This is a genomic window from Ruegeria arenilitoris (assembly GCF_013031355.1).
GTDB lineage: Bacteria > Pseudomonadota > Alphaproteobacteria > Rhodobacterales > Rhodobacteraceae > Ruegeria > Ruegeria arenilitoris_C.
In genome coordinates, this window is record NZ_WPZO01000004.1 from 249,128 (window position 1) to 268,091 (window position 18,964).

The window sequence follows — 18,964 nt, forward strand, 5'->3', positions numbered from 1 at the left end:
TCATGCGATATTGGTTTCCTCTTATGACGATTCTGGCGTTGGCTCTGTGCGGCCCGTCTGCAGCTGTAGCCCAGGGGGTTGCGCTGGACTGGTCCGATCTGCCGGATCCGTCCGTCCAGGTCTTCGACGACCCGTATCGCGATCTCAGCCCCGAACAGTTCGACGACGTGCTTTTCGCCGTACGCCTGCGCGGCAGGCTGCATCAGGATGTGGGCAGCCCCGAAGAACGGCTGAAATGGCAGGAGCTTCTGATTGAGACTGAGGACGCCCTGGCGTCGGATGGAATCGATATCGACTGGCTGCTGGACCAGCGGAATGTCGTGGCCCAGAACCGAGAGCGGGCCGGGACTGCAGGAAACCCCGAATTCGATGGTCAGACTGTGACGCTGGCAGGGTTTGCCATTCCGGCACCACCGGATGCGGACGGCAATGCCATAGCTTATCTGGTGCCTCAGCGTGGGATGTGCAGCCACATGCCGCCTCCGCCGCCCAATCAGATGATCCGGGTGCGGCTGAATGAGGACTGGACGCCCAGCTATGTCCACGAGCCCGTTCGACTGACCGGAAAGCTGACCATCGATCCGTCCGAACAGAACATGATGGTGGTGGACGGGTTTTTGCCCATGCGCGCGACGTTCCTATTGGACACCGACAGCGTCGAAACCCTGGAAACTCAGGGCGAACGGCTGGAGTGGACGCAAGGCATTGCCGATCGTATTCGTGCCGCAGGCAACCGCAAAACCGGCGGGAGCAAGGCGTCAGAGTGAGGTTGCCGCTGGATCAGCAATACCCCCGGACAACCTTGCCGTTTGGAGCAGGTCGTCTTTGGCGATTTGACAAACTGCTGTTTCGGGGTGCGCTGAGGTATCTTATTTGAGTGTATCAGTGTTGTCTGTTTGAGCCGCTTCTGAGGCCAAGGGTGAATATTTGGAACGCATTGACCTTGCAGAGGCAGCCGCCCGTTAATGGGACGTGGTGCTTGTCGGCAGCAGCTTCGCATCTATGTTCTTTGCGCACGCCCTGCCGCAGGATTTGGATATTCTCATCGTTGAAAAGGGCGGAATCCACCCGCATGAGGCGCAGCTTCGCGATGGCTGGCGGGCCGGACGGGCAAGAGATCACGGTCGGAGGCACCGTGTTTGCGCCGGGCGCCAACGCGCTTTTCAAAGCGGCGATCCAGCTGCGGTCGGGCGTTACCTCATCCGCGCTGGGGCGGTACCTGCACGCAGAGCCCTCATAATCCGTCCCAGTCGACACGGCCACGCTAAGAACTATTTTGGCGGTACGTCAGAAATCGGCCACGGTTACCATTTCTATCACGACATAGACTGGTCCGAGGTGGCAGCGGTGCTGATCGAAAGCTCGAACGCGCCCCCCAATATCCGCGAGGATCCAGGCAAGTGGACCAACCGCCATGTTCTGACCCTTGTGGCTGAGGATTTGCCCATCGCCGAAAACCGGGTGCTGCTTGAGGAGGACGCCTCAGTGATCGAATGGACCGGGCACCACCCCCCTGCCTGTCGCGGCTTGCAGCGCGCGCTGGACGGATTGCCGGGTATAGTTCCGGATGAGATGGATAGCCTGACCGCAGGCGGGATCGCAGCCCATGCCCGGCGGTCATCGCGCTGGTCTATGGCTCTGACATTGCCGCGCAACCGGCAGCGCAGGCGTTCTGCGATGGCCATGAGACCTTTCTGATCGAGAAAGGCCTTTCGGGGCACGTGGCGAATGCAATCTTCAACCTCAAAACCGGAAACCTTCCCCTGGGATCAGGTTGACCATATGCCGGTGCGCGGGTCGTCACGGTCATCCGCGTCGAACGAAGCGCGCTGGCAGCCGCAGGCCAAGCCCTCCAATTTCAACCCGGTCAAGCGTTGGGCCGCGTGGTCGGATGCGCAAAAGGCGCGGTTCGACAAGCTGGCCGGACGCGCACTGGACCTTGCCGGGTATGAGCGGTGATCGTGCCATGAGTTCCGGGCCGCGTATTGCCATCTGCGTTGCCACATATCTGCGCCCCCAAGGGCTGTGGTCTTTGATCGAAAGCCTCAACGCTCAGACGCTGGGGCCGGATCAGGTGCACGTGACACTGGTGATTGCCGATAACGCGCCCGATGCCTCTGCTGCGGCCAGTCTGGGCGACATCCAACAACTGTCCCGCTGGCCGTTGATCTACGTGACCGAATCCGAACGCGGCATCGTGGCGGCCCGCGACGTGTTTGAAGGCCACAACGCTTTTGTGCCGCGATCCGACACGCTGGCGCAGGGGATCAAAAAGGGGCACTACCCGCACGCTTCTGCCGAATACGTGCTGGCCGCGCGGGATGGCAGGCTGACAGACCCCGAGATTGTCGCGGCCATCGAAGGCTGGATTGGCTACCGCGCCAAGCGCGATCGGATGGGGGCCGATTACGGCCTGCACAGCACCGACACCTACCCCTGGGGGCGCGGATGGCTGCGGTTTGGGCCCGGGTCGAACTGGCGGGCCGGCAACTTCGCGCTGTATCGGGCAGTAAACGGCGAGTTGCCTCCACAGATGGTGGATGCCGTAAACGAAGGGATGTGGTTCGGGCTGGGCTGCAACCCGTCCAATACCAGTTTCGTTCAGGGATTGGGGCACCGGGATTTCTCGGACCCGCTGTTGCAGGATCGGGTCGAGGACATTCCGATCCCGGGGCAGATCAGCTTTGGCGTGGCGGGCGGCAAGATGCACCAATGGGAGCAGCGCAAAACAGCCGACGCAATGTTCCCGGCCGAGCAGGATCACTGGCCTATCTATGCGCAGATATTCGAAAGCCGAAGCATCGCGATCTGCGCCGAACATGGGATCAAGTCCAACGCTTTGGAGTGGCTGGTGGCCTGTGCGTTGGTCAATCAGCCCAGCCCTGAGCCCTCGCAGTAGCGCGTACCCACGATGGAGCTCACGCGGCGGCAGGGTTGAACAGGCCGCAAATCGCCCTTTATCACAATGGTGTCGGCAAGCCTTTCGCGCCCCAACGGTCTTGGATATGACGGGAGTGGTACCGCCAAAACCCTGCCTGCGTTGAACAATCGGGAGCGCATCTATGAAGTTTCGCCGTCCGGCCCTTGCCGCCATCCTCTGCGCGCTGCCTTTTGCTGCTTTGGCCGAAACCCCGCAAGATGCGCCGGGCCTGATGGTCGAACTGAATGCGGTGGAAGAGGTCGAAGGGGCCTGCCGCCTGACCTTTCTGGTTGAAAATCAAACCTCAACCTCGATCGACAGTGCCAGTTATCAGGTGGTGATTTTCGATGCCGCAGGTGTATTCGAACGGATCACGCTTTTCGGATTTCGGGACCTGCCGGCAGAGCGCCCTCGGGTGCGTCAGTTTGATATCCGGGGCACCACCTGCGAAAACATCGGGCGTGTTCTGATCAATGGTGTCAGCAGCTGCACCGTCGGCGGCGCTGAAAGCGATATCTGCGACCAGACACCAACCTTGAACAGCCGAACAGAAGTGGAGCTTTTGGGATGAGTATTCTTGACGCCCTGCGCGAAATCCTGGCCCTTGGCGGGCCGGTGGTCGCCATCCTGATCGCCATGTCCGTGGTGACGCTGGCGGTGACGCTGTACAAGCTCTGGCAATTCGCCGCTTCGGGTGTCGGGCGGCACCGGGTGTTGTCGCAAGCATTGGAGGCCTGGGACGCGGGCGACGAACAGACCGCCCGCGCGCGTCTGGCCAAAAGCCACAGTTACCTAGCGCCGCTAGTCGGGGTCGCGATGGACGCACCGGATGCACCGGGTTTGGACAAGAGACTGGATGCCGAGGCCGGGCTGGCGCTGGCCGGTCTGGAACGCGGTTTCCGCCTGCTGGACACGGTGGCGCAGCTCGCGCCTCTTTTGGGTCTGTTCGGCACCGTTTTGGGCATGATCGAGGCGTTTCGCAGCCTGCAATCCGCTGGCTCTTCGGTTGATCCGTCGCTGCTGGCGGGCGGTATCTGGGTGGCCCTGGTGACCACGGCTGTGGGTTTGGCGGTGGCGATGCCGACCTCGATGGTATTGTCGTGGTTCGAGAGCCGCACCGCGCGCGAACGGGTGTTTGCCGACAAGGCCCTGCGCACGGTACTGGTGCCGGGACAAGCCGTTCCGCTGGCCGAGGATGCGCAACCCATGGCGGCCACGCCCGGACATGCGTAACCCTGCCCCCTTTGTCAGGCGGCCCATGGCGATGACGCCGCTCATCGACGTGATTTTCCTGCTGTTGCTGTTCTTCATGCTGACCTCGACCTTTTCGAAGTACGGCGAGATTGAGCTGAGCAACGCCACGACGGGGGGCGCATCGACGGAGGCGCCACAAGACCGCGCCTTTGTCCAGTTGAGCGAAGATGGGCTGGTGTTGAACGGTACGCCTGTCACGTTGGACGAATTGACGACACAAGTGACCACCGGGCAGGTACTGGTCAGCCTTGATCCGAACACAACGGCGCAGCGACTGGTGGATTTGCTGGTCCTGCTGCGCGGGCGTGAGGGCTTGAGCGTGCTGGTGCTGGAATGATCCGCCATAGCCACCCCCGCCGCAAACGCGATTCGACCATCGCGCTGATCAACGTCGTGTTCCTGATGCTGATCTTCTTTCTGATCGCGGGCACGGTGGCCACGCCGCTGGACCCTGATCTGAATCTGGTCGACACCTCCGAACTAGAGGGGCGCGAGCCGCCGGACGCGCTGGTGCTGCACCGGGACGGCACGCTCAGCTTTCGCGGTGCGCTTATAGAACCGGAAGCCTATATGGCTGGGCGCGAATCCGGGCCGGTGCGGATTGTGCCGGATCGCGAAGCCTCGGGCGTGCGGCTGATCGAGGTCACTGGCGAATTGCGCCGCCTGGGGGCGGATTCCGTCTTTGTCGTGACCGAAAAGGCGCTGGAATGATCCGGGGCTCGATCGTTATCGCGGCCCTTGCCGCGCTGCTGTCTCTGTTGCTGCACCTGATGGGGCTGGGCCTGACCGCACCCAGACTGGTACAGCAGCCGGATGCCGCAGGCCGGAGTGACTCGGTTGAGCTGAGCAACAGTTTCGAGGATCTTGTGGACACGGTCGCCGAACCGGTGGAACCCGAACCGCCCGAGGCACCGGAACCCCCGGTGGAAGAGCCCCCGGATCCCGCTCCGGAACCGGCCGAGATTCCGACCAGCGAGGTGCATGTGGCCTCGGACGATCCGCAGAAAACCTTTTCCCCTGACACTGGCACGTCCGAAATCCTGCAACCGGTCGCGCCCGATCCGGTCGAGGCCGAGGCCCCCGAAACGCGGGACACCACGGATGGCGACAAATCCGCCAGCGATGAGGTCGAGGAGACTCCGCCGGCCGAGGCAGCCGAGGTTGCCGAAGCACCAGAAGGCAGTCCCGAAGCCACGGAACCGGTAGAAGAAACCCCGACGGCACCCGAGCCCACCGAGGCCGAGCAGATTGCGGCTCTGCCCGAGCCAGCGGAAAACCCAGTGCCGTCGGTGGCGCCGGTCGTGCCCTCTGAAAGTGAGACGATCGAGGCCGATATCCCTGCCACTCCGGTTGAGCCTGTGCCTGACGCTGATGTAAACAGTGAGGAACCGGAACAGCCGCTGACGTCGTCGATCAGGCCACGCCTGCCGGACCGGCGTGCGCAGCCAGAGCCTCCGGCCACTTTGCGCGGGGCACGGGATTTCAGTGACCTGCAATATCCGACGCAAGAGGTCGAGTCGCCCCTGACCACCTATCGGCGTCAGGGCAGGGATCTGTTCACATCAGGGAACAGCGGAACGCGTTCGGGCGGGCGGGGTCCCGGAAACTCGGACAAAACGAACTATGCCGGGAAGGTACTGGTGCATCTGAATCGTGCGCCGATCGTTTACACGTCGGCGCGGGGCTTCGCAGTGGTGTTTTTCGTGATCAACTCGGATGGAACCCTGGCCTATGTCGAAGTCGTGGACACCAACGGCTCACGGGATTTGGAACGGGCGGCCAAGGCGCAGGTCCAGGCGGCCTCCCCATTCCCGAAACCTCCTGGAGGTGTCAGTAGGTCGCTGTCGTTTGTCTATTCCAGCAACTGAACCGCCGGCGATTTACAGTTTTTCGAAATACAAGATGACCTCGCCCAGCCGCACGCCATAGCGTGAGACATAGGCGCGGTTCAGCAGTCGATCATCGCTTAGCAGCCACATCCAGTCGTCGAAGTTCACCCGCATGGTGCCGTCTTTCACGGGCAGGTCGATCTTGTATTTCCAGTTGAACGTATCCCCGCGCTCGATCCCGCTGGCGGTGCCCAACACACCCGGCGCGGTGCCGGTCCAGCTATCTTCGCCGGTTTTGGTCAGGGTCCAGATGCGTTGTTCGGTGGCACCGTCGTCATAGACGAAATCCTCGATCAGCGTCAGGGTTTTCCCATCCCATGTGCCGTCGATCTCGACGGTAAAGCGGCGGGGTACATTGCCCAGCACATCCTGAAACTGACCATAGGCGACGGTTTTGCCCTCAAAGAACTCCTCAAGGTTCAGTTGACGGTCGGACAGAAAGGTCTTGGGCACGCGCGGCTTGGCCGAACAGGCTGCCAGCGCGGCAAGCCCGATAAGGGCGAGTACTGCGATCAGATAGCGGCGCGCGGTCATTGCAACGTCCTTGTCTCAGCGGTGGCGTCATAGCCGTTTGAGCCGCTGACATGGGCGGGCTTCGCCTCGGGCGCCGGGCGCATGGTGGCGACCAGTTCGGCGACCTTGAGGCCGAATTTGCGCATTTCGGATCGGTTCATGATCACGCCGTTTTCGGTCAGGTACATCCAGTCGGTGACATCCAGAGTGTGCCCGCCCGCGTCCTTGGGCAGGATGATCCGGTAGGTCAGCTTGACGGTCGAGCCGGAAATGGTGCCGTGACCTTCGCCCACGATATCATCCGCCGTGGCTGTGAAGGTGTTGCCGGTGCCCAGCGTCAGGTACCACTTGCGGGTCATCTGCTTGCCATTGGAATAGGTGAAATACTCGGCCAGCGTGCCGGTATTGCCGTCCCATTCGCCGACCATGCGGGCGACAAAGCTGTTCGACATCTTGCCATTGGGCCCATAGATCAGGCCTTCGGACAGGATCTCTCCGTTCAGGTTCTCTTTCATTTTGAAGGCAGGTCCGGTGTCTGTGTAGTCCGTTGGCGCCTGCGACCGGAAACTCAGGAACCGGCCCTGGGCGATGATCAGGACAAGGATGGCGAGCAGAAGGATGGCGATGGCTGTCATTTGGCTGAGACCTCGGTAGGCAGCGTCAGGACCAGCCCGAACGCGCCGAGTTTCAGGATGCAGGGCAGTACGGCATAGGCGAGGTTGAGTGTGCGCAACGCCTCGGCCGAGTTAGCTTGCCCCGGAGTGAATCCGCTGCGTTCCAACAGCGGCAGAGTGAAGAAGGCCGCGAGCGCAAGGCCCAGCTTGCCCGCAAAGGACCAGATGCCGAAGGCGGCTGAGGCATTCAGCCCGGCACGTGTCAGCACGACCGAGAACATGGCGGGCAGCACCACCATGTCCGCCCCCAGCGCCGCACCGGATGTCAGGCAGATCACCGCGAATCCAGTCAGGTTGCCAGCCGACAAAGTGGCCGCGCCGATAAACCCTGCAATCGACAGCGGCATGGCGATCATCAGGGTCTGTTTCGGGCCAATTCGGTTGCTGAGCTTGGCCCAGAGCGGTACGCTGGCCCCGGCACTGAGGAAGAACAGGATCAACAGCGGTCCGGCTTTTCCGGGCAATTGCAGGCGGTCCTCGACAAAGAAAAGAAACAGGGTTGAGGTGATCGCCACCGGCAGGCTGTTGACCAGCGCCAGAAACAGCAGGCGCAACGCTCCTGCCTGACCCAGCCCGGCGAAAGACAACCCCTGGCCGGTGATCGGGGTGCGACGCCACATCGGAATCGTCAGGATCAGGGTCAGAACGGCGAGCAGGCTCAGAAACACCCCAAAGGCCGGGTAGCCTTGTGCATTGGCCCCAAAAGCCACGAACAGGGCGGGGGCGCTGGCGGCAAGGATCACACCGGTTAGCTGCCCGCCCTCGCGCCAGGCCGCCAGCGTCATCAGCTCTTTCGCGTCAGCTTGTTTGGCAAGCGTCGCGCTACGGCCATAGAGCAGGATGGTGCCAAGGCTGTAGGCCGAGAACAATAGTACCAAAACAGACACTAATACGGTGGTACTTGCCCCTTCAGGTAGGCCAAACAGCAAGGGAAACCCGCTGGCCAAACCGATTGCAGCCGCAGCGGCAAACAGCATCTGCGCCCCCGGCCAGCGGTCAATGGCCCATCCGATCAGCGGGTCCTGCACCAGATCGACGATGCGGATCACAAGCAGAACGGTGCCAATCACCCCCAACCCGATGCCCAGATTGACGGCGGCAAAGCGCGGCAGGTGGATATACAGCGGGATACCCGCCGCAGCCAGCATCAACGCATAGAGACTGACTCTCGGATACAGCATCACTGCCCGCGCAATCTCTGCGTGAAGGCGGCAGAGCGGGTGTTTTCACCCAGGAATACGGACATGAAGCTGCGTTTGATGCCGGGATACGACATCGTGCAGGTCTTGCGTCCGTTCAGCCAGAAGGAAACCTTGTTCGGCCCCTCGGACACCGCCAGATAGCGATCCCCCTTGTTGACCGCCTTGAAGCAGGTCTGAAGCTGATCGCGTACAGGCGCGGCGCGGCCAATGCGCTGCATTTCATCCAGCGTTGAATTCACTAGCGCCTTCTGGCTCACGTTGCGGCGATATTGCAGTTGCAGCCCGAAATCCTGTTTCCAGCTGAAAGCCGCGCCACCCGGAGTAAACAGCTGCGCGTCATACAGAGGCAGCCCGAGATAGCGAAAGGTTGCGGTGCCGCGCAGTTGCGGGTCGTCTAGTTCCGTCAGGCCGGACGACGCTGCCAGCCCGCCGGGGACCAGCAGGCAGAGGGACAGCAGCGCGGGGCGCAGGATGTTAAAACTCGGCCGGGGCAGGGAGGACCGGCTGTTTTGCAGGAATGCCATTGTCAGCTCCGTTCGTGTGCGGGGTGCCGTTCATGCGCTCGACAACATGCATCGCGCTGGCAATCCCGTCTTCATGAAAACCATGCCGGTTATACGCACCGGCAAACCAGGTTCGGTTCTGTCCCTGCATCTCGCGGATTTGCCCTTGTGCTTTCAGGGCCGCTTTGTCGAACACCGGATGGGCAAACTCGACCTGATCATAGATTTTGTCCGCGGGAATTTCCGACGACGCGTTCAGCGTCACGAACAGCGGATCGCTGTCCGGAATGTTCTGCAACCGGTTCATCCAATAGGTGACACCCACATTCCCGGCTTGAGAGCGATAGGTCCAACTGGACCAGCAGGCACGCCTGCGCGGCATCTGGCGCGGATCACAATGCAGGATGGCAGTGTTGGGTTGATATCGAATAGACCCTAATGCAGCTTTTTCTGCGTTCGTTGCGGCCTCACCCAGTATGGCCAGCGACTGATCGGAATGGGTGGCAAGGATGATCTCATCAAACAGATCGGCCTGCCCCTGGCTGTGAACAGTCACGCCGGTTTCATCGCGCTGGATGTGGTCTACAGGCGAGGCCAGCCGGATTTCACTGCCGCGTGCGCGCAGGGCAGCGTCGATGCGGCGGACATATTCGATGCTGCCGCCTTTGACCGTATACCACTGATGTTGTTTGGCGCGGCCGCTGGCCAGCAGGGCATGGTTTTTGAAGAACTGCACCAGCGAACGCGCCGGGAACTGATCCACGAACTCAACAGGGGTGGACCAGATCGCACCACACATCGGCATCAGGTAGTTGTGGCGGAACCAATAGCCCAAGCGCAGTTGGTCGACCAACTCGCCGATTGTGGTGTCATCATCCCGCGCGGCTTCGGGGGCCTCTTTGCTGAACCGCAGTATGTCGGCGATCATTTTGTAATAGGCCGGGCGGGCGAGGTTGCGTTTCTGCGCCGTCAGCGTGCGCAGGCTGCTTAGCCCGTATTCGATGCGGCCATTGTCGATGGTTGCGCCAAAGCTCATCTCGGATTCGATGACCGGCACGTTCAACTCATCAAACAGCTGCGTCAGATATGGGTAGGTGGCATAGTTGAACACGATGAACCCGGTGTCGACGGGCTGATCCCCGTTCTTGCCCGCCATCACTGTGCGGGCGTGACCACCCAAGCGGGGTTCGGCCTCGAACACGGTCACATCGTGGTTTTCGGAAAGATAGTAAGCGGCGGATAGACCAGCGATACCTGCCCCTACCACTGCGATTTTCTTGCGTGCGCCCCGAGTTTCGTCGAACATGTCATCCTCTTTGTGCGACATTTTACAATAGGATACGCAGGATGGGCGAAGGTGGATCAATCGGGTTAGAAAATTTTCTCGAACGCACTATGTCGTGAAGTCTGGTGAAGTGATCCAGCCCCTTGCCCCGCCCGTATCAGATCAAACGCAACTGGAATGGGCGCATGAGCAGTTTGGACGGAAAAACATATTGGATCATCGGCGCCAGCGAAGGGCTGGGTCGGGCACTGGCTGAGGCGCTGAGCCGTCAGGGTGCGCATCTGGTTCTGTCTGCCCGCAATGCCGACCGTCTGGCCGAGATTTGCGCCGCTTTGCCCAATGCGCAGGCCGTTCCCTGCGACGTGACCGATCTGGACTCTGTGCGCCGCGCCGCGGTCGAGGCCGGAAAGGTCGATGGACTGGTCTACAACGCCGGAGCCTATGAGCCGATGCGCTCAAGTGATTGGGAGACTGAGGCCGTCTTGGCGATGACCGATGTGAACTACACCGGCGCGCTGCGGGTTCTGGGAGAGTCGGTGCCGCGGTTCGTGCGCGCGGGCCGGGGGGATATCACGCTGATCGGGTCCCTATCCGGCTATCGCGGGTTGCCGGCTGCGGTGGGCTATGCGTCCAGCAAGGCGGCGCTGATTTCTCTGGCGGAAACCATGCGGTTTGATCTGAAGGACACCGGGGTGACGGTGCGGATCGTCAATCCGGGTTTTATCAAGACCCGCCTGACCGAGAAGAACAACTTTAAAATGCCGATGCTGATGAGCCCCGAGGACGCGGCGGAACGGGTGGTCAAAGCAATGTCGCGCCGCCGCTTCCGCACCGATTTCCCGGCCCCGTTCTCGTGGTTTATCCGGTTGATTGACTATCTGCCAGATTGGCTGATCTATCGTGGAAAATAGATCCTAATCAAGGCAGTTTACCCAAATTGTCCCTGACAGAACCAGCCCGCCGACAGTGTTCCGCCATGGCCGTAGAACAGCCACAACCGCTCCCCCTGTTCGGTCACCACCACCCAGTAATCACGCACGCCGCTGCGCCAGTTGGGGTCGTCCAGCCACCATTCCGGGGCGATGCGTTCGGGGCCGGTGGCCTGCGCCAGTTGCCAGTCGCGACCCCGCCAGCGAAAGGCGGTTGGAACGTCTGGGGTTTCCGGGGCCATCACCGGCTCAGGCTGCCACATCTGCAAGGGGCGCGGACGCGGAGGCGCAGGCCAGTCGCGCGCCGGTTCGGACCACGCCGCCGCCAGCGTTTGTGCGGTTTTTTCGGGAATATGTGAGGCCGCCGGATGGCGCCGAGTGATCGCCTCCAACCCCACCCGCGCGCCCAGCTTGCCGATCAGATCATCGACGGCGGTGTTGCCCTCCAGCCGCTCACGGGCCACGCGGCGGGCCTCGGCATGGCCTGCCACCGTGCGGGCGTGGATGGGCTCGGTCTGGATCGCCTCGAGCCGCAGCATGTCGATGCCATAGCCTGCGTCGATCTTGTCGATCTTCATCTCTAACAAGGGGCGAATGCGATGCTTGTCATGGGTCGGACGGGCTAGCCCGACCTCGATGATCTCGGCCGCCTGATCGGCGCGATGGGCCTCAAGCCGCAGGGTACGCACCCCGCGGCCTTTCTCTTCCAGCTTGGCGCAGAGCGTCGGCAGCACCCGGTCGATGGCGGCCATCACGTCCTCGGTCAGACCGATGGGGTTGGGCAGGGTCATCCGCACCGCAAAGTGATGCGGCGGGCGGGCGGGCGAGACCGGCTCGGGCGCGCTGCCCATCGCCTGATCCAGCCGCAGCACCAGCCCACGCCCGAACCGCCGCGCCAATGACGCACGCGGCTGACCCAGCAGATCGCCGATCCGGCGCAGGCCCAGGCGGTTCAACTGCGCGACCACCTGATCCTCCAACCGCAGCGCTGCGATCGGCAGCGGGCTGAGCGCGCCATAGGATTGCCCCGGTGCTGCAATCCGCGCGCCGCCGCCCAAGGCCATCACCTGTGGCGCGGCCCCGCCCTTGATCCAGTGCCGACGCTTGGTGGCCCGGGCGCGGGTGGCGCGGGCCTCTTGGCTGATGGCGTCGCCGTTGCGATCCGATGTAGCCTCTTGCCCCGCATACCGCGCCAATGCCCAGGCCGCGCCCAGCGTGTCGGCAATACCCATCTGCACGCTCAGCCCCATATCGGCGCAGTCGGTCTCAAGCACGTTCAGCAACGCCTCTTCGCCGCCGAACAGATGGGCACAGCCGGACAGATCGACGATCAGCCCGTCCGGAGCTTCTTCGGCCACCCATGGGCTGAACTTGCCCGCCCAACGGCGCAAAGCGGTCAGAAACGTGGCCTCTGCCGGGGCGTTGCGGGGGCGCGTCACCAGCGCCGCACACATGGCATGGGCGTCACGCACCGGTTGACCGACGCGCAGACCGGCGGCGTGGGCCTCGGTATTCAGAGAGGTGATGACCTGCATGTTCGACTGTTCGACCACCACGGCCAAAGGCCCATCCTGCAGGCCCCGCGCGGCGCGGACCAGCCGTTCAGCCCCCAGACGGGGGAACCACAGTGAGAGTATTCGGCGTTTGGGCATCGGCAGACATCAAAATGTTCCCATTTTGTTCTTACCGTAGAATCGCCTGCAGAGTCCACGCTTACCCGCAGGTCAGGCGCTGAATGATCCCACCCTCATCGACGAACACGTTCAGCCGGTCGATGCGGTAATCCTGCGTGGCCAAGCCATCGGGCCCCAGCACCCGCGAGCGTTCGGGCAGCGCGGCCTGAATGGTCGAAACGGGCTGACCAACGGAACTTGCAAAGGCGTCGCCCTCACAAAACGCCAGATCGACCGGTGCCGCTTCGGGGGCAAGACGGGCGTCCTCGGGGGCGGTCGGGGTCTGGGCGCAGGCGGCCAGCAGGATCAGGATCGGGATAAAACGGCGCATTGGCGTTCCTCTTTCCGGCAATGTCGTTTCTGCAATATCAAGTCATTAGCCAATCTGTCACGAAACGGCAGTTGAAAACACCCTGCAATTGACGCAGGGTCGGGGCAAATTTGACTGGGAGACAAGCACCATGCGTACCCGTGCCGCCGTCGCCGTTCAGGCCGGCAAACCTTTGGAAGTGATGGATGTGAACCTTGAAGGCCCCAAGGCGGGCGAGGTTCTGGTGGAAATCAAGGCCACCGGCATCTGCCACACCGATGAATTCACCCTGTCGGGTGCCGACCCCGAAGGCCTGTTCCCGGCCATTCTGGGGCACGAAGGCGCAGGCGTCGTGGTCGAGGTCGGCCCGGGCGTCACCAGCCTGAAACCGGGCGACCACGTGATCCCGCTCTACACCCCCGAATGCCGTGAATGCGAATACTGTCTGAACCCGAAAACCAACCTGTGTCAGGCGATCCGTGAGACGCAGGGCAAGGGTCTGATGCCCGACGGCACCTCGCGCTTTTCGATGTTGGATGGCACGCCAATCCTGCACTACATGGGCTGCTCGACCTTCGCCAACCACACGGTTCTGCCGGAAATCGCGCTGGCCAAGGTGCGTGAGGACGCGCCGTTCGACAAGATCTGCTATATCGGTTGCGGCGTGACCACTGGGATCGGCGCAGTCATCAACACCGCCAAGGTGGAAATCGGCAGCCGTGCCATCGTGTTCGGTCTGGGCGGTATTGGCCTGAACGTGATCCAGGGCCTGCGCCTTGCCGGCGCTGACCAGATCGTTGGCGTTGATCTGAACCCCGCCAAAGTGGAAATGGCCACGAAATTCGGCATGACAGACTTCGTGAACCCGACCGAGGTTGAGGGCGATCTGGTGCCGTATCTGGTCAACCTGACCAAAGGTGGCGCGGACTATACATTCGACGCCACCGGCAATGTTGGCGTTATGCGCACGGCTCTGGAAGCGGCGCATAAAGGTTGGGGTGAGTCCATCATCATCGGTGTGGCACCTGCTGGAGCCGAAATTTCGACCCGCCCGTTCCAACTGGTCACCGGACGTTCGTGGCGCGGCACAGCCTTTGGTGGCGCCCGTGGCCGGACCGACGTGCCCAAGATCGTCGACTGGTACATGGAAGGAAAGATCGAGATCGACCCGATGATCACGCACACCATGGGGCTGGACGACATCAACCACGGCTTCGACCTGATGCACAAGGGTGAGAGCATCCGCTCGGTTGTGGTCTACTAAGGCTCTAAACCAAGGGTAAACCTGAACGGCGCGCTGTTTGGCGCGCCGTTTCTTATTTCCCGGGGGTCGATGCCCCGGTGTCAGACCGCGGTGACCGTACCCGCAGAACCGGGGTGTTGGTCGAGGTGGTGTTTGACCGGCTTTCGCGCCAGACGACGAACACGCCCGATGCGATGATGATGCTGGCCCCGACGGCGACCCAGCCGTCCGGGCGCTCACCAAAGAAGATCATGCCGAACAGCGTGGCCCAGATGATCTGGCTGTACTGGCTGGGGGCCACGACCCCCGCAGGCGCAGCGCGGTAGGCGAGGATGATCAGGTGTTGCGCGATCACCGAGAACACGCCGACCAGCGCCATCATTGCCAGATGCAGCAGCGAGGGCGGTTGATAGACCGCGGGCTGCAAAAGGCTCATCACAACGATGGCCAGAAGCATCGGATAGAGGATCAGAACAGCCGAGCGTTCTTCATTCCCGATCTTGCGCACCAATACAGAGCCTAGTGCGCTGCAAAACGCCGCTGTCAGGGCGGCGAGGTGGCCCAGAGTGATGTCCGTGGCTCCGGGGCGCAGAACGATCAGAACACCGATCAGGCCAACGCCAACAGCGGCCCAGCGTTGGGCGCGCACGATCTCTCCCAAGATCGGGATCGACAGGACGGTGACGAACAGGGGGAAGGCAAACAACAGCGAATAGACCTCGGCCAGCGGCAGCACCGAGAAGGCATAGAAGGCGCAGACCATGGACGTGACCATCAGGGCCGAGCGCAGCAGCACTAGCCACGGGTGATGTGGCAGGAAATTTCCGGTTGTCCGGTCGGTCAGGATCGTGACCGCCATCGGCACAAAGGAAAACAGCGTGGCGAAAAAGATGATCTGCATCACCGAATAGGTGCCGCCCAGCACTTTGATCAGCGCGTCATGGCTGGCAAAGACGGCAAAACCCGCAAACGCATAGCCAAGGCCCCGGAGGGTGGTGTTCTGAGTGCTCATGGATCGGCCTCGGGTGATGTCGGTGTGGTGGCGCTATGCCGTCGCAGCGCAAAGGGCTGTCTTGCCCTTGAGTAAACCTATTTGGCCGGTCCGCATAGCCCCTATTTTACCGCTAACATCGCAAGGCCGCCATGTCGTGGGATCAACGCAGGATCGGCGGGGCGTCTTTGGGTTGGCGAGCGGACTGAACGCCGGCCCTCATACCCACGCCGATGCGCCGGGCTAAAGTAACCCACGGGATGGCAGTTTCCGGAGGCAGGGTCTGGGTGGCGACCTCTTCGAACAGATCCAGCCAGTGGGCGAAGAACTCGGGTTTCACGTCGTGTCGTTCGATATGGACCCGCTGCGGGTTGCCGTTATAGCTGCGCTCGAACAGGATAGCGTTGCGCCAGAAAGCGGCGATCTTTTCCTCATGCGCGGGCCAGTCGTGGACATGTTTGTTGAAGACCGGTCCCAGGACTTTGTCCTCACGCACGCGGGCGTAAAAGGCGCGGACCTGTGCGTTGATCTGGTCTGGTGTGGCCGGAAAGCGCGGCGGCAGGATTGGTCTGGTCATGAAGGTTCCGGGTTTCGACTCTGTTTTGGGGCAATACTCGGTTTGATCGTCACCCGACAGGGGTGGTTTTGTCGCGCGGCTCCGGCGTCAGCAGGTGCCGTATCAAGGCCACCGGATGCGCCTTCAGGCTAAGACGGGTGGCCACGTAATCCTCGACCACCTGCTCACCCAAGGTCATCTGCGGCAGATAGGCTTCGGGTTCATCCAGTGCCTCGCCCTCCAGATCCTGCGAGAACAGCGGCAGCGGTTTCGCGGTCGCAATCGCCTTGGCCTGCCACAGCGCCTCGCGCCGGGTCAGGTCGCAGGCGGCGAAAGCATCGGCCTCGGCCAGCCGTTCGATCACCGACGGTCCCAGCCCCGCCCGGCGCCAGACATCGTCGACCTGATGGTAGCCGTTGCCGCGCGCGGCAGTGAGCCAGCTGGCATCTTCTTCGCTGAGCCCCTTGATCTGGCGGAAGCCCAGCCGCAGGGCCAGCCCACCATGGCCGTCGGGTTCCATCACGTTGTCCCAGAAGCTGGCATTGATACAGACCGGGCGCACTTGCACGCCGTGTTCGCGGGCATCGCGCACGATCTGGGCCGGTGCATAGAACCCCATCGGCTGAGAGTTCAGCAGCGCGCAGGCGAAAATCCCCGGGTGGTGGCATTTGATCCAGGCGCTGGCATAGACCAGCAGCGCAAAGCTGGCCGCGTGGCTTTCGGGGAAGCCGTAAGAACCGAACCCTTCGATCTGCGAGAAACAGCGTTCGGCGAAGTCGTCCTCATACCCGTTGCGTTTCATGCCGCGCAGGAACAATGCGCGGAACTCGCTGACATTGCCGTGTTTCTTGAAGGTCGCCAGTGACCGGCGCAGCCGGTCGGCCTGTTCCGGGGTGAAGCCCGCGCCGACAATGGCGATCTGCATTGCCTGTTCCTGAAACAGCGGCACGCCCAGCGTTTTGCCCAGCACCTCACCCAATTCGTCCGAGGGGAAGCTGACCTCCTCCTCTCCGTTGCGGCGGCGGATATAGGGGTGGACCATGTCACCCTGAATGGGGCCGGGGCGGATGATGGCGACCTCAATCACCAGATCATAGAAGTTGCGGGGCCGCATCCGGGGCAGGAAGTTCATCTGTGCACGTGATTCCACCTGAAACACGCCGATACTGTCGGCCTTGCACAGCATGTCATAAACCGCCGGGTCCTCGGGTGGCAGGGTGGCCAGCGTATAGCTAGTCTGGTGGTGCTGGCTGATCAGATCGAACGCCTTGCGAATGCAGGTGAGCATCCCAAGGCTGAGCACATCGACCTTCAGAATGCCCAGACTGTCGATATCGTCCTTGTCCCAGCAGATGACCGTGCGATCCTCCATCGTGGCGTTTTCGATGGGGACAAGCTCGTCCAGGCGCCCCTCGGTGATGATGAAGCCGCCGACATGCTGGGACAGGTGGCGGGGGAAGCCGTCAATCTCATAAACCAGCATTAGAGTCTGTTTCAGGCGCCGATCCTCGGGGTCGAGGCCAATCTCGCGCATCCGTTGGGCTTCGAGCCCGGCAGCTGAGAAAAAGCCCCACAGCTGCGAAGACAGGGCCGAGATGGTGTCCTCAGTCAGTCCCATGGCGCGGCCAACCTCACGAATGGCGCGCTTGCCGCGATAGTGGATGACGGTGGCGCACAGCCCCGCGCGGTGGCGGCCATAGCGGTCATAGATATGCTGGATGACCTCTTCACGCCGTTCATGTTCGAAGTCGACGTCGATATCGGGCGGCTCATCGCGGGCCTCGGAAACGAAGCGTTCGAAGACCATTGTGCCCATCTCGGGGCTGACCTCGGTGATGCCGAGGCAGAAGCAGACCACCGAATTGGCCGCCGAGCCGCGCCCTTGGCAGAGGATGCCGCGCGAGCGGGCGAAGCTGACGATGTCGCGGACGGTCAGGAAATAGGGTTCGTATTTGAGCTTGCCGATCAGGGTCAACTCATGGGCCAGCATCTTCTTGGCCTTCTCCGACGCGCCCGCCGGATAGCGCCATTTCAACCCCTCATGCGCCAGACGGTGCAGGCGTTCGGTCGGGGTTTCCTGCTCGCTGCCCTCGCTAGGGTATTCATAACGCAGCTCATCAAGTGAAAAGGTGAGCTGTTCGCTGAGCTCATGCGCGCGGGCAACGGCACCCTCATGACCTTTGAAGATACGCAGCATCTCAGATTCGGACCGCAGGCGCTGTTCGCCATTGGCCAATGCGTCTCGGCCCAGATCATCCACCTTGCGGCGCAGGCGGATGGCGGTCACCACATCGGCCAGTTTACGACGGGCCCCGTGGTGCATCATCGGCGTGGCGCTGGCGAGGGTGGGGATGCCAAGTTGCCGTGATTCAGCCTCTAACACAGAGAAATATACGCTGTCCGCACCATCATACCGGGGGTGCATCAACAGATGCATCCGCCCGGCAAAGCGGCGCGTCAGCTGTTGCGCCTGTGTCCGCCATCCGTCCGCGCCGCCCAGAGAGTGGGTCGCCTGTGGCCAGAGCAGCAGGTGGAGACCGTCTGAGAACTCCAACAGGTCGGACAGGTGCAGGATACAGTCGCCTTTCTCGGCGCGCAGGCGGCCCGCCGACAGGATACGGCACAGATTGGCCCAGCCCTGCCGGTTCAGGGGTAGGGCGGTGACGGTGGGTGCATCGGTGAAAATCAGCCGTGCGGCCGGGATCAGGCGTGGCACGGTGTGGATGGGGTAAGAGGGCGGTTTCGGGATGTGATCGGGGCAGGGTGGGCCGATGGAGGTGTTCTGCGCCTCCCACTCCAGCCGCTCACGAACTTTGCGGGCGATCTCGCGCGCCTGAGTATGGGCGCGCACGATCCCGGCGACCGAGTTGTCATCAGCAATCGCAATGGCGGGCAGGCCCAGGGTGACGGCACGTTCCATATACTCCTCGGGGTGTGAGGCCCCGGTGAGGAAGGTGAAATTCGATGTGATCGATAGCTCGGCATACATGGCGATTCCATATTATATTCACGTTTTGTTCTT

Annotated in this window: 21 protein-coding genes; 11 read left to right on the forward strand and 10 right to left on the reverse strand. The window is 62.1% G+C overall.

Annotated elements, in window-relative coordinates:
- Positions 1–2: 2 nt before the first annotated feature.
- From GOX63_RS12240 to GOX63_RS12280, 9 genes are all read left to right on the forward strand, one after another.
- Positions 3–767 carry a DUF3299 domain-containing protein gene (locus GOX63_RS12240; RefSeq protein WP_170545836.1) on the forward strand — a complete coding sequence of 255 codons (765 nt, stop codon included), beginning with the start codon at positions 3–5 and terminating at the stop codon, positions 765–767.
- A 235-nt stretch (positions 768–1,002) separates the two neighbouring features.
- Entirely contained in the window at positions 1,003–1,698 is a 696-nt protein-coding gene (locus tag GOX63_RS12245; protein ID WP_170545839.1) for a hypothetical protein, read from the forward strand.
- A 30-nt stretch (positions 1,699–1,728) separates the two neighbouring features.
- A complete protein-coding gene (locus GOX63_RS12250) occupies positions 1,729–1,959 on the forward strand; it encodes a hypothetical protein (protein ID WP_170326257.1) in 231 nt (76 codons plus the stop codon).
- Entirely contained in the window at positions 1,949–2,899 is a 951-nt protein-coding gene (locus tag GOX63_RS12255; protein ID WP_170545841.1) for a glycosyltransferase family 2 protein, read from the forward strand. Before GOX63_RS12250 ends, GOX63_RS12255 begins: the two co-directional genes overlap by 11 nt.
- Positions 2,900–3,062: 163 nt before the next feature.
- The gene (locus GOX63_RS12260; RefSeq protein ID WP_170326259.1) at positions 3,063–3,491 is read left to right on the forward strand and encodes a hypothetical protein; all 429 of its coding nucleotides are present in this window, start codon (positions 3,063–3,065) and stop codon (positions 3,489–3,491) included.
- On the forward strand, positions 3,488–4,153 hold the full coding sequence (locus GOX63_RS12265; protein ID WP_170326260.1) for a MotA/TolQ/ExbB proton channel family protein: 666 nt from the start codon (positions 3,488–3,490) through the stop codon (positions 4,151–4,153). The genes GOX63_RS12260 and GOX63_RS12265 overlap by 4 nt, the downstream gene beginning before the upstream one ends.
- 31 nt (positions 4,154–4,184) lie before the next feature.
- A complete protein-coding gene (locus GOX63_RS12270; protein WP_170326261.1) occupies positions 4,185–4,511 on the forward strand; it encodes an ExbD/TolR family protein in 327 nt (108 codons plus the stop codon).
- Positions 4,508–4,885, forward strand: a complete 378-nt coding sequence (locus GOX63_RS12275; RefSeq protein WP_170326262.1) for an ExbD/TolR family protein — start codon at positions 4,508–4,510, stop codon at positions 4,883–4,885. Before GOX63_RS12270 ends, GOX63_RS12275 begins: the two co-directional genes overlap by 4 nt.
- Positions 4,882–6,042, forward strand: a complete 1,161-nt coding sequence (locus tag GOX63_RS12280; RefSeq protein WP_170326263.1) for an energy transducer TonB — start codon at positions 4,882–4,884, stop codon at positions 6,040–6,042. Before GOX63_RS12275 ends, GOX63_RS12280 begins: the two co-directional genes overlap by 4 nt.
- A gap of 12 nt (positions 6,043–6,054) precedes the next feature.
- Here GOX63_RS12280 and GOX63_RS12285 read toward each other — a convergent pair whose 3' ends face one another.
- The 5 genes from GOX63_RS12285 to GOX63_RS12305 are packed head-to-tail and all read right to left on the reverse strand — an operon-like array spanning position 6,055 to position 10,261.
- A complete protein-coding gene (locus GOX63_RS12285) occupies positions 6,055–6,597 on the reverse strand; it encodes a DUF3833 domain-containing protein (RefSeq protein ID WP_170326264.1) in 543 nt (180 codons plus the stop codon).
- Positions 6,594–7,211, reverse strand: a complete 618-nt coding sequence (locus tag GOX63_RS12290; RefSeq protein WP_170326265.1) for a DUF3833 domain-containing protein — start codon at positions 7,209–7,211, stop codon at positions 6,594–6,596. Before GOX63_RS12290 ends, GOX63_RS12285 begins: the two co-directional genes overlap by 4 nt.
- Positions 7,208–8,431, reverse strand: a complete 1,224-nt coding sequence (locus tag GOX63_RS12295) for an MFS transporter (protein ID WP_170545844.1) — start codon at positions 8,429–8,431, stop codon at positions 7,208–7,210. Before GOX63_RS12295 ends, GOX63_RS12290 begins: the two co-directional genes overlap by 4 nt.
- Positions 8,431–8,976, reverse strand: coding sequence for a hypothetical protein (locus tag GOX63_RS12300; protein WP_170326267.1), 546 nt, complete (start codon positions 8,974–8,976; stop codon positions 8,431–8,433). Before GOX63_RS12300 ends, GOX63_RS12295 begins: the two co-directional genes overlap by 1 nt.
- Positions 8,927–10,261 carry an NAD(P)/FAD-dependent oxidoreductase gene (locus tag GOX63_RS12305; RefSeq protein ID WP_170326268.1) on the reverse strand — a complete coding sequence of 445 codons (1,335 nt, stop codon included), beginning with the start codon at positions 10,259–10,261 and terminating at the stop codon, positions 8,927–8,929. The genes GOX63_RS12300 and GOX63_RS12305 overlap by 50 nt, the downstream gene beginning before the upstream one ends.
- A 164-nt stretch (positions 10,262–10,425) precedes the next feature.
- Between GOX63_RS12305 and GOX63_RS12310 the strand changes: the two genes are divergently transcribed.
- A complete protein-coding gene (locus GOX63_RS12310) occupies positions 10,426–11,151 on the forward strand; it encodes an SDR family NAD(P)-dependent oxidoreductase (RefSeq protein WP_170326269.1) in 726 nt (241 codons plus the stop codon).
- A gap of 17 nt (positions 11,152–11,168) precedes the next feature.
- On the opposite strand, the gene GOX63_RS12315 is transcribed toward GOX63_RS12310, so the two are convergent.
- Positions 11,169–12,821 carry a DUF6504 family protein gene (locus GOX63_RS12315; protein WP_170545847.1) on the reverse strand — a complete coding sequence of 551 codons (1,653 nt, stop codon included), beginning with the start codon at positions 12,819–12,821 and terminating at the stop codon, positions 11,169–11,171.
- A gap of 61 nt (positions 12,822–12,882) precedes the next feature.
- Positions 12,883–13,173: an I78 family peptidase inhibitor gene (locus tag GOX63_RS12320; protein WP_170326271.1), complete on the reverse strand. Its 291-nt coding sequence runs from the start codon at positions 13,171–13,173 to the stop codon at positions 12,883–12,885.
- Between the two features lie 130 nt (positions 13,174–13,303).
- Between GOX63_RS12320 and GOX63_RS12325 the strand changes: the two genes are divergently transcribed.
- Complete coding sequence (locus tag GOX63_RS12325) at positions 13,304–14,416, forward strand: S-(hydroxymethyl)glutathione dehydrogenase/class III alcohol dehydrogenase (RefSeq protein WP_170326272.1); 1,113 nt, start codon at positions 13,304–13,306, stop codon at positions 14,414–14,416.
- 52 nt (positions 14,417–14,468) lie between these two features.
- Here the strand turns inward: GOX63_RS12325 and GOX63_RS12330 are convergent, their stop codons facing one another.
- The 3 genes from GOX63_RS12330 to GOX63_RS12340 all read right to left on the reverse strand — a co-directional run bounded on the left by GOX63_RS12330 (position 14,469) and on the right by GOX63_RS12340 (position 18,931).
- Positions 14,469–15,407, reverse strand: a complete 939-nt coding sequence (locus GOX63_RS12330; RefSeq protein WP_170326273.1) for a DMT family transporter — start codon at positions 15,405–15,407, stop codon at positions 14,469–14,471.
- 142 nt (positions 15,408–15,549) lie between these two features.
- Complete coding sequence (locus GOX63_RS12335; RefSeq protein ID WP_170326274.1) at positions 15,550–15,963, reverse strand: group III truncated hemoglobin; 414 nt, start codon at positions 15,961–15,963, stop codon at positions 15,550–15,552.
- A 49-nt stretch (positions 15,964–16,012) separates the two neighbouring features.
- Positions 16,013–18,931 carry an error-prone DNA polymerase gene (locus tag GOX63_RS12340; protein ID WP_170326275.1) on the reverse strand — a complete coding sequence of 973 codons (2,919 nt, stop codon included), beginning with the start codon at positions 18,929–18,931 and terminating at the stop codon, positions 16,013–16,015.
- Positions 18,932–18,964 lie beyond the last annotated feature (33 nt).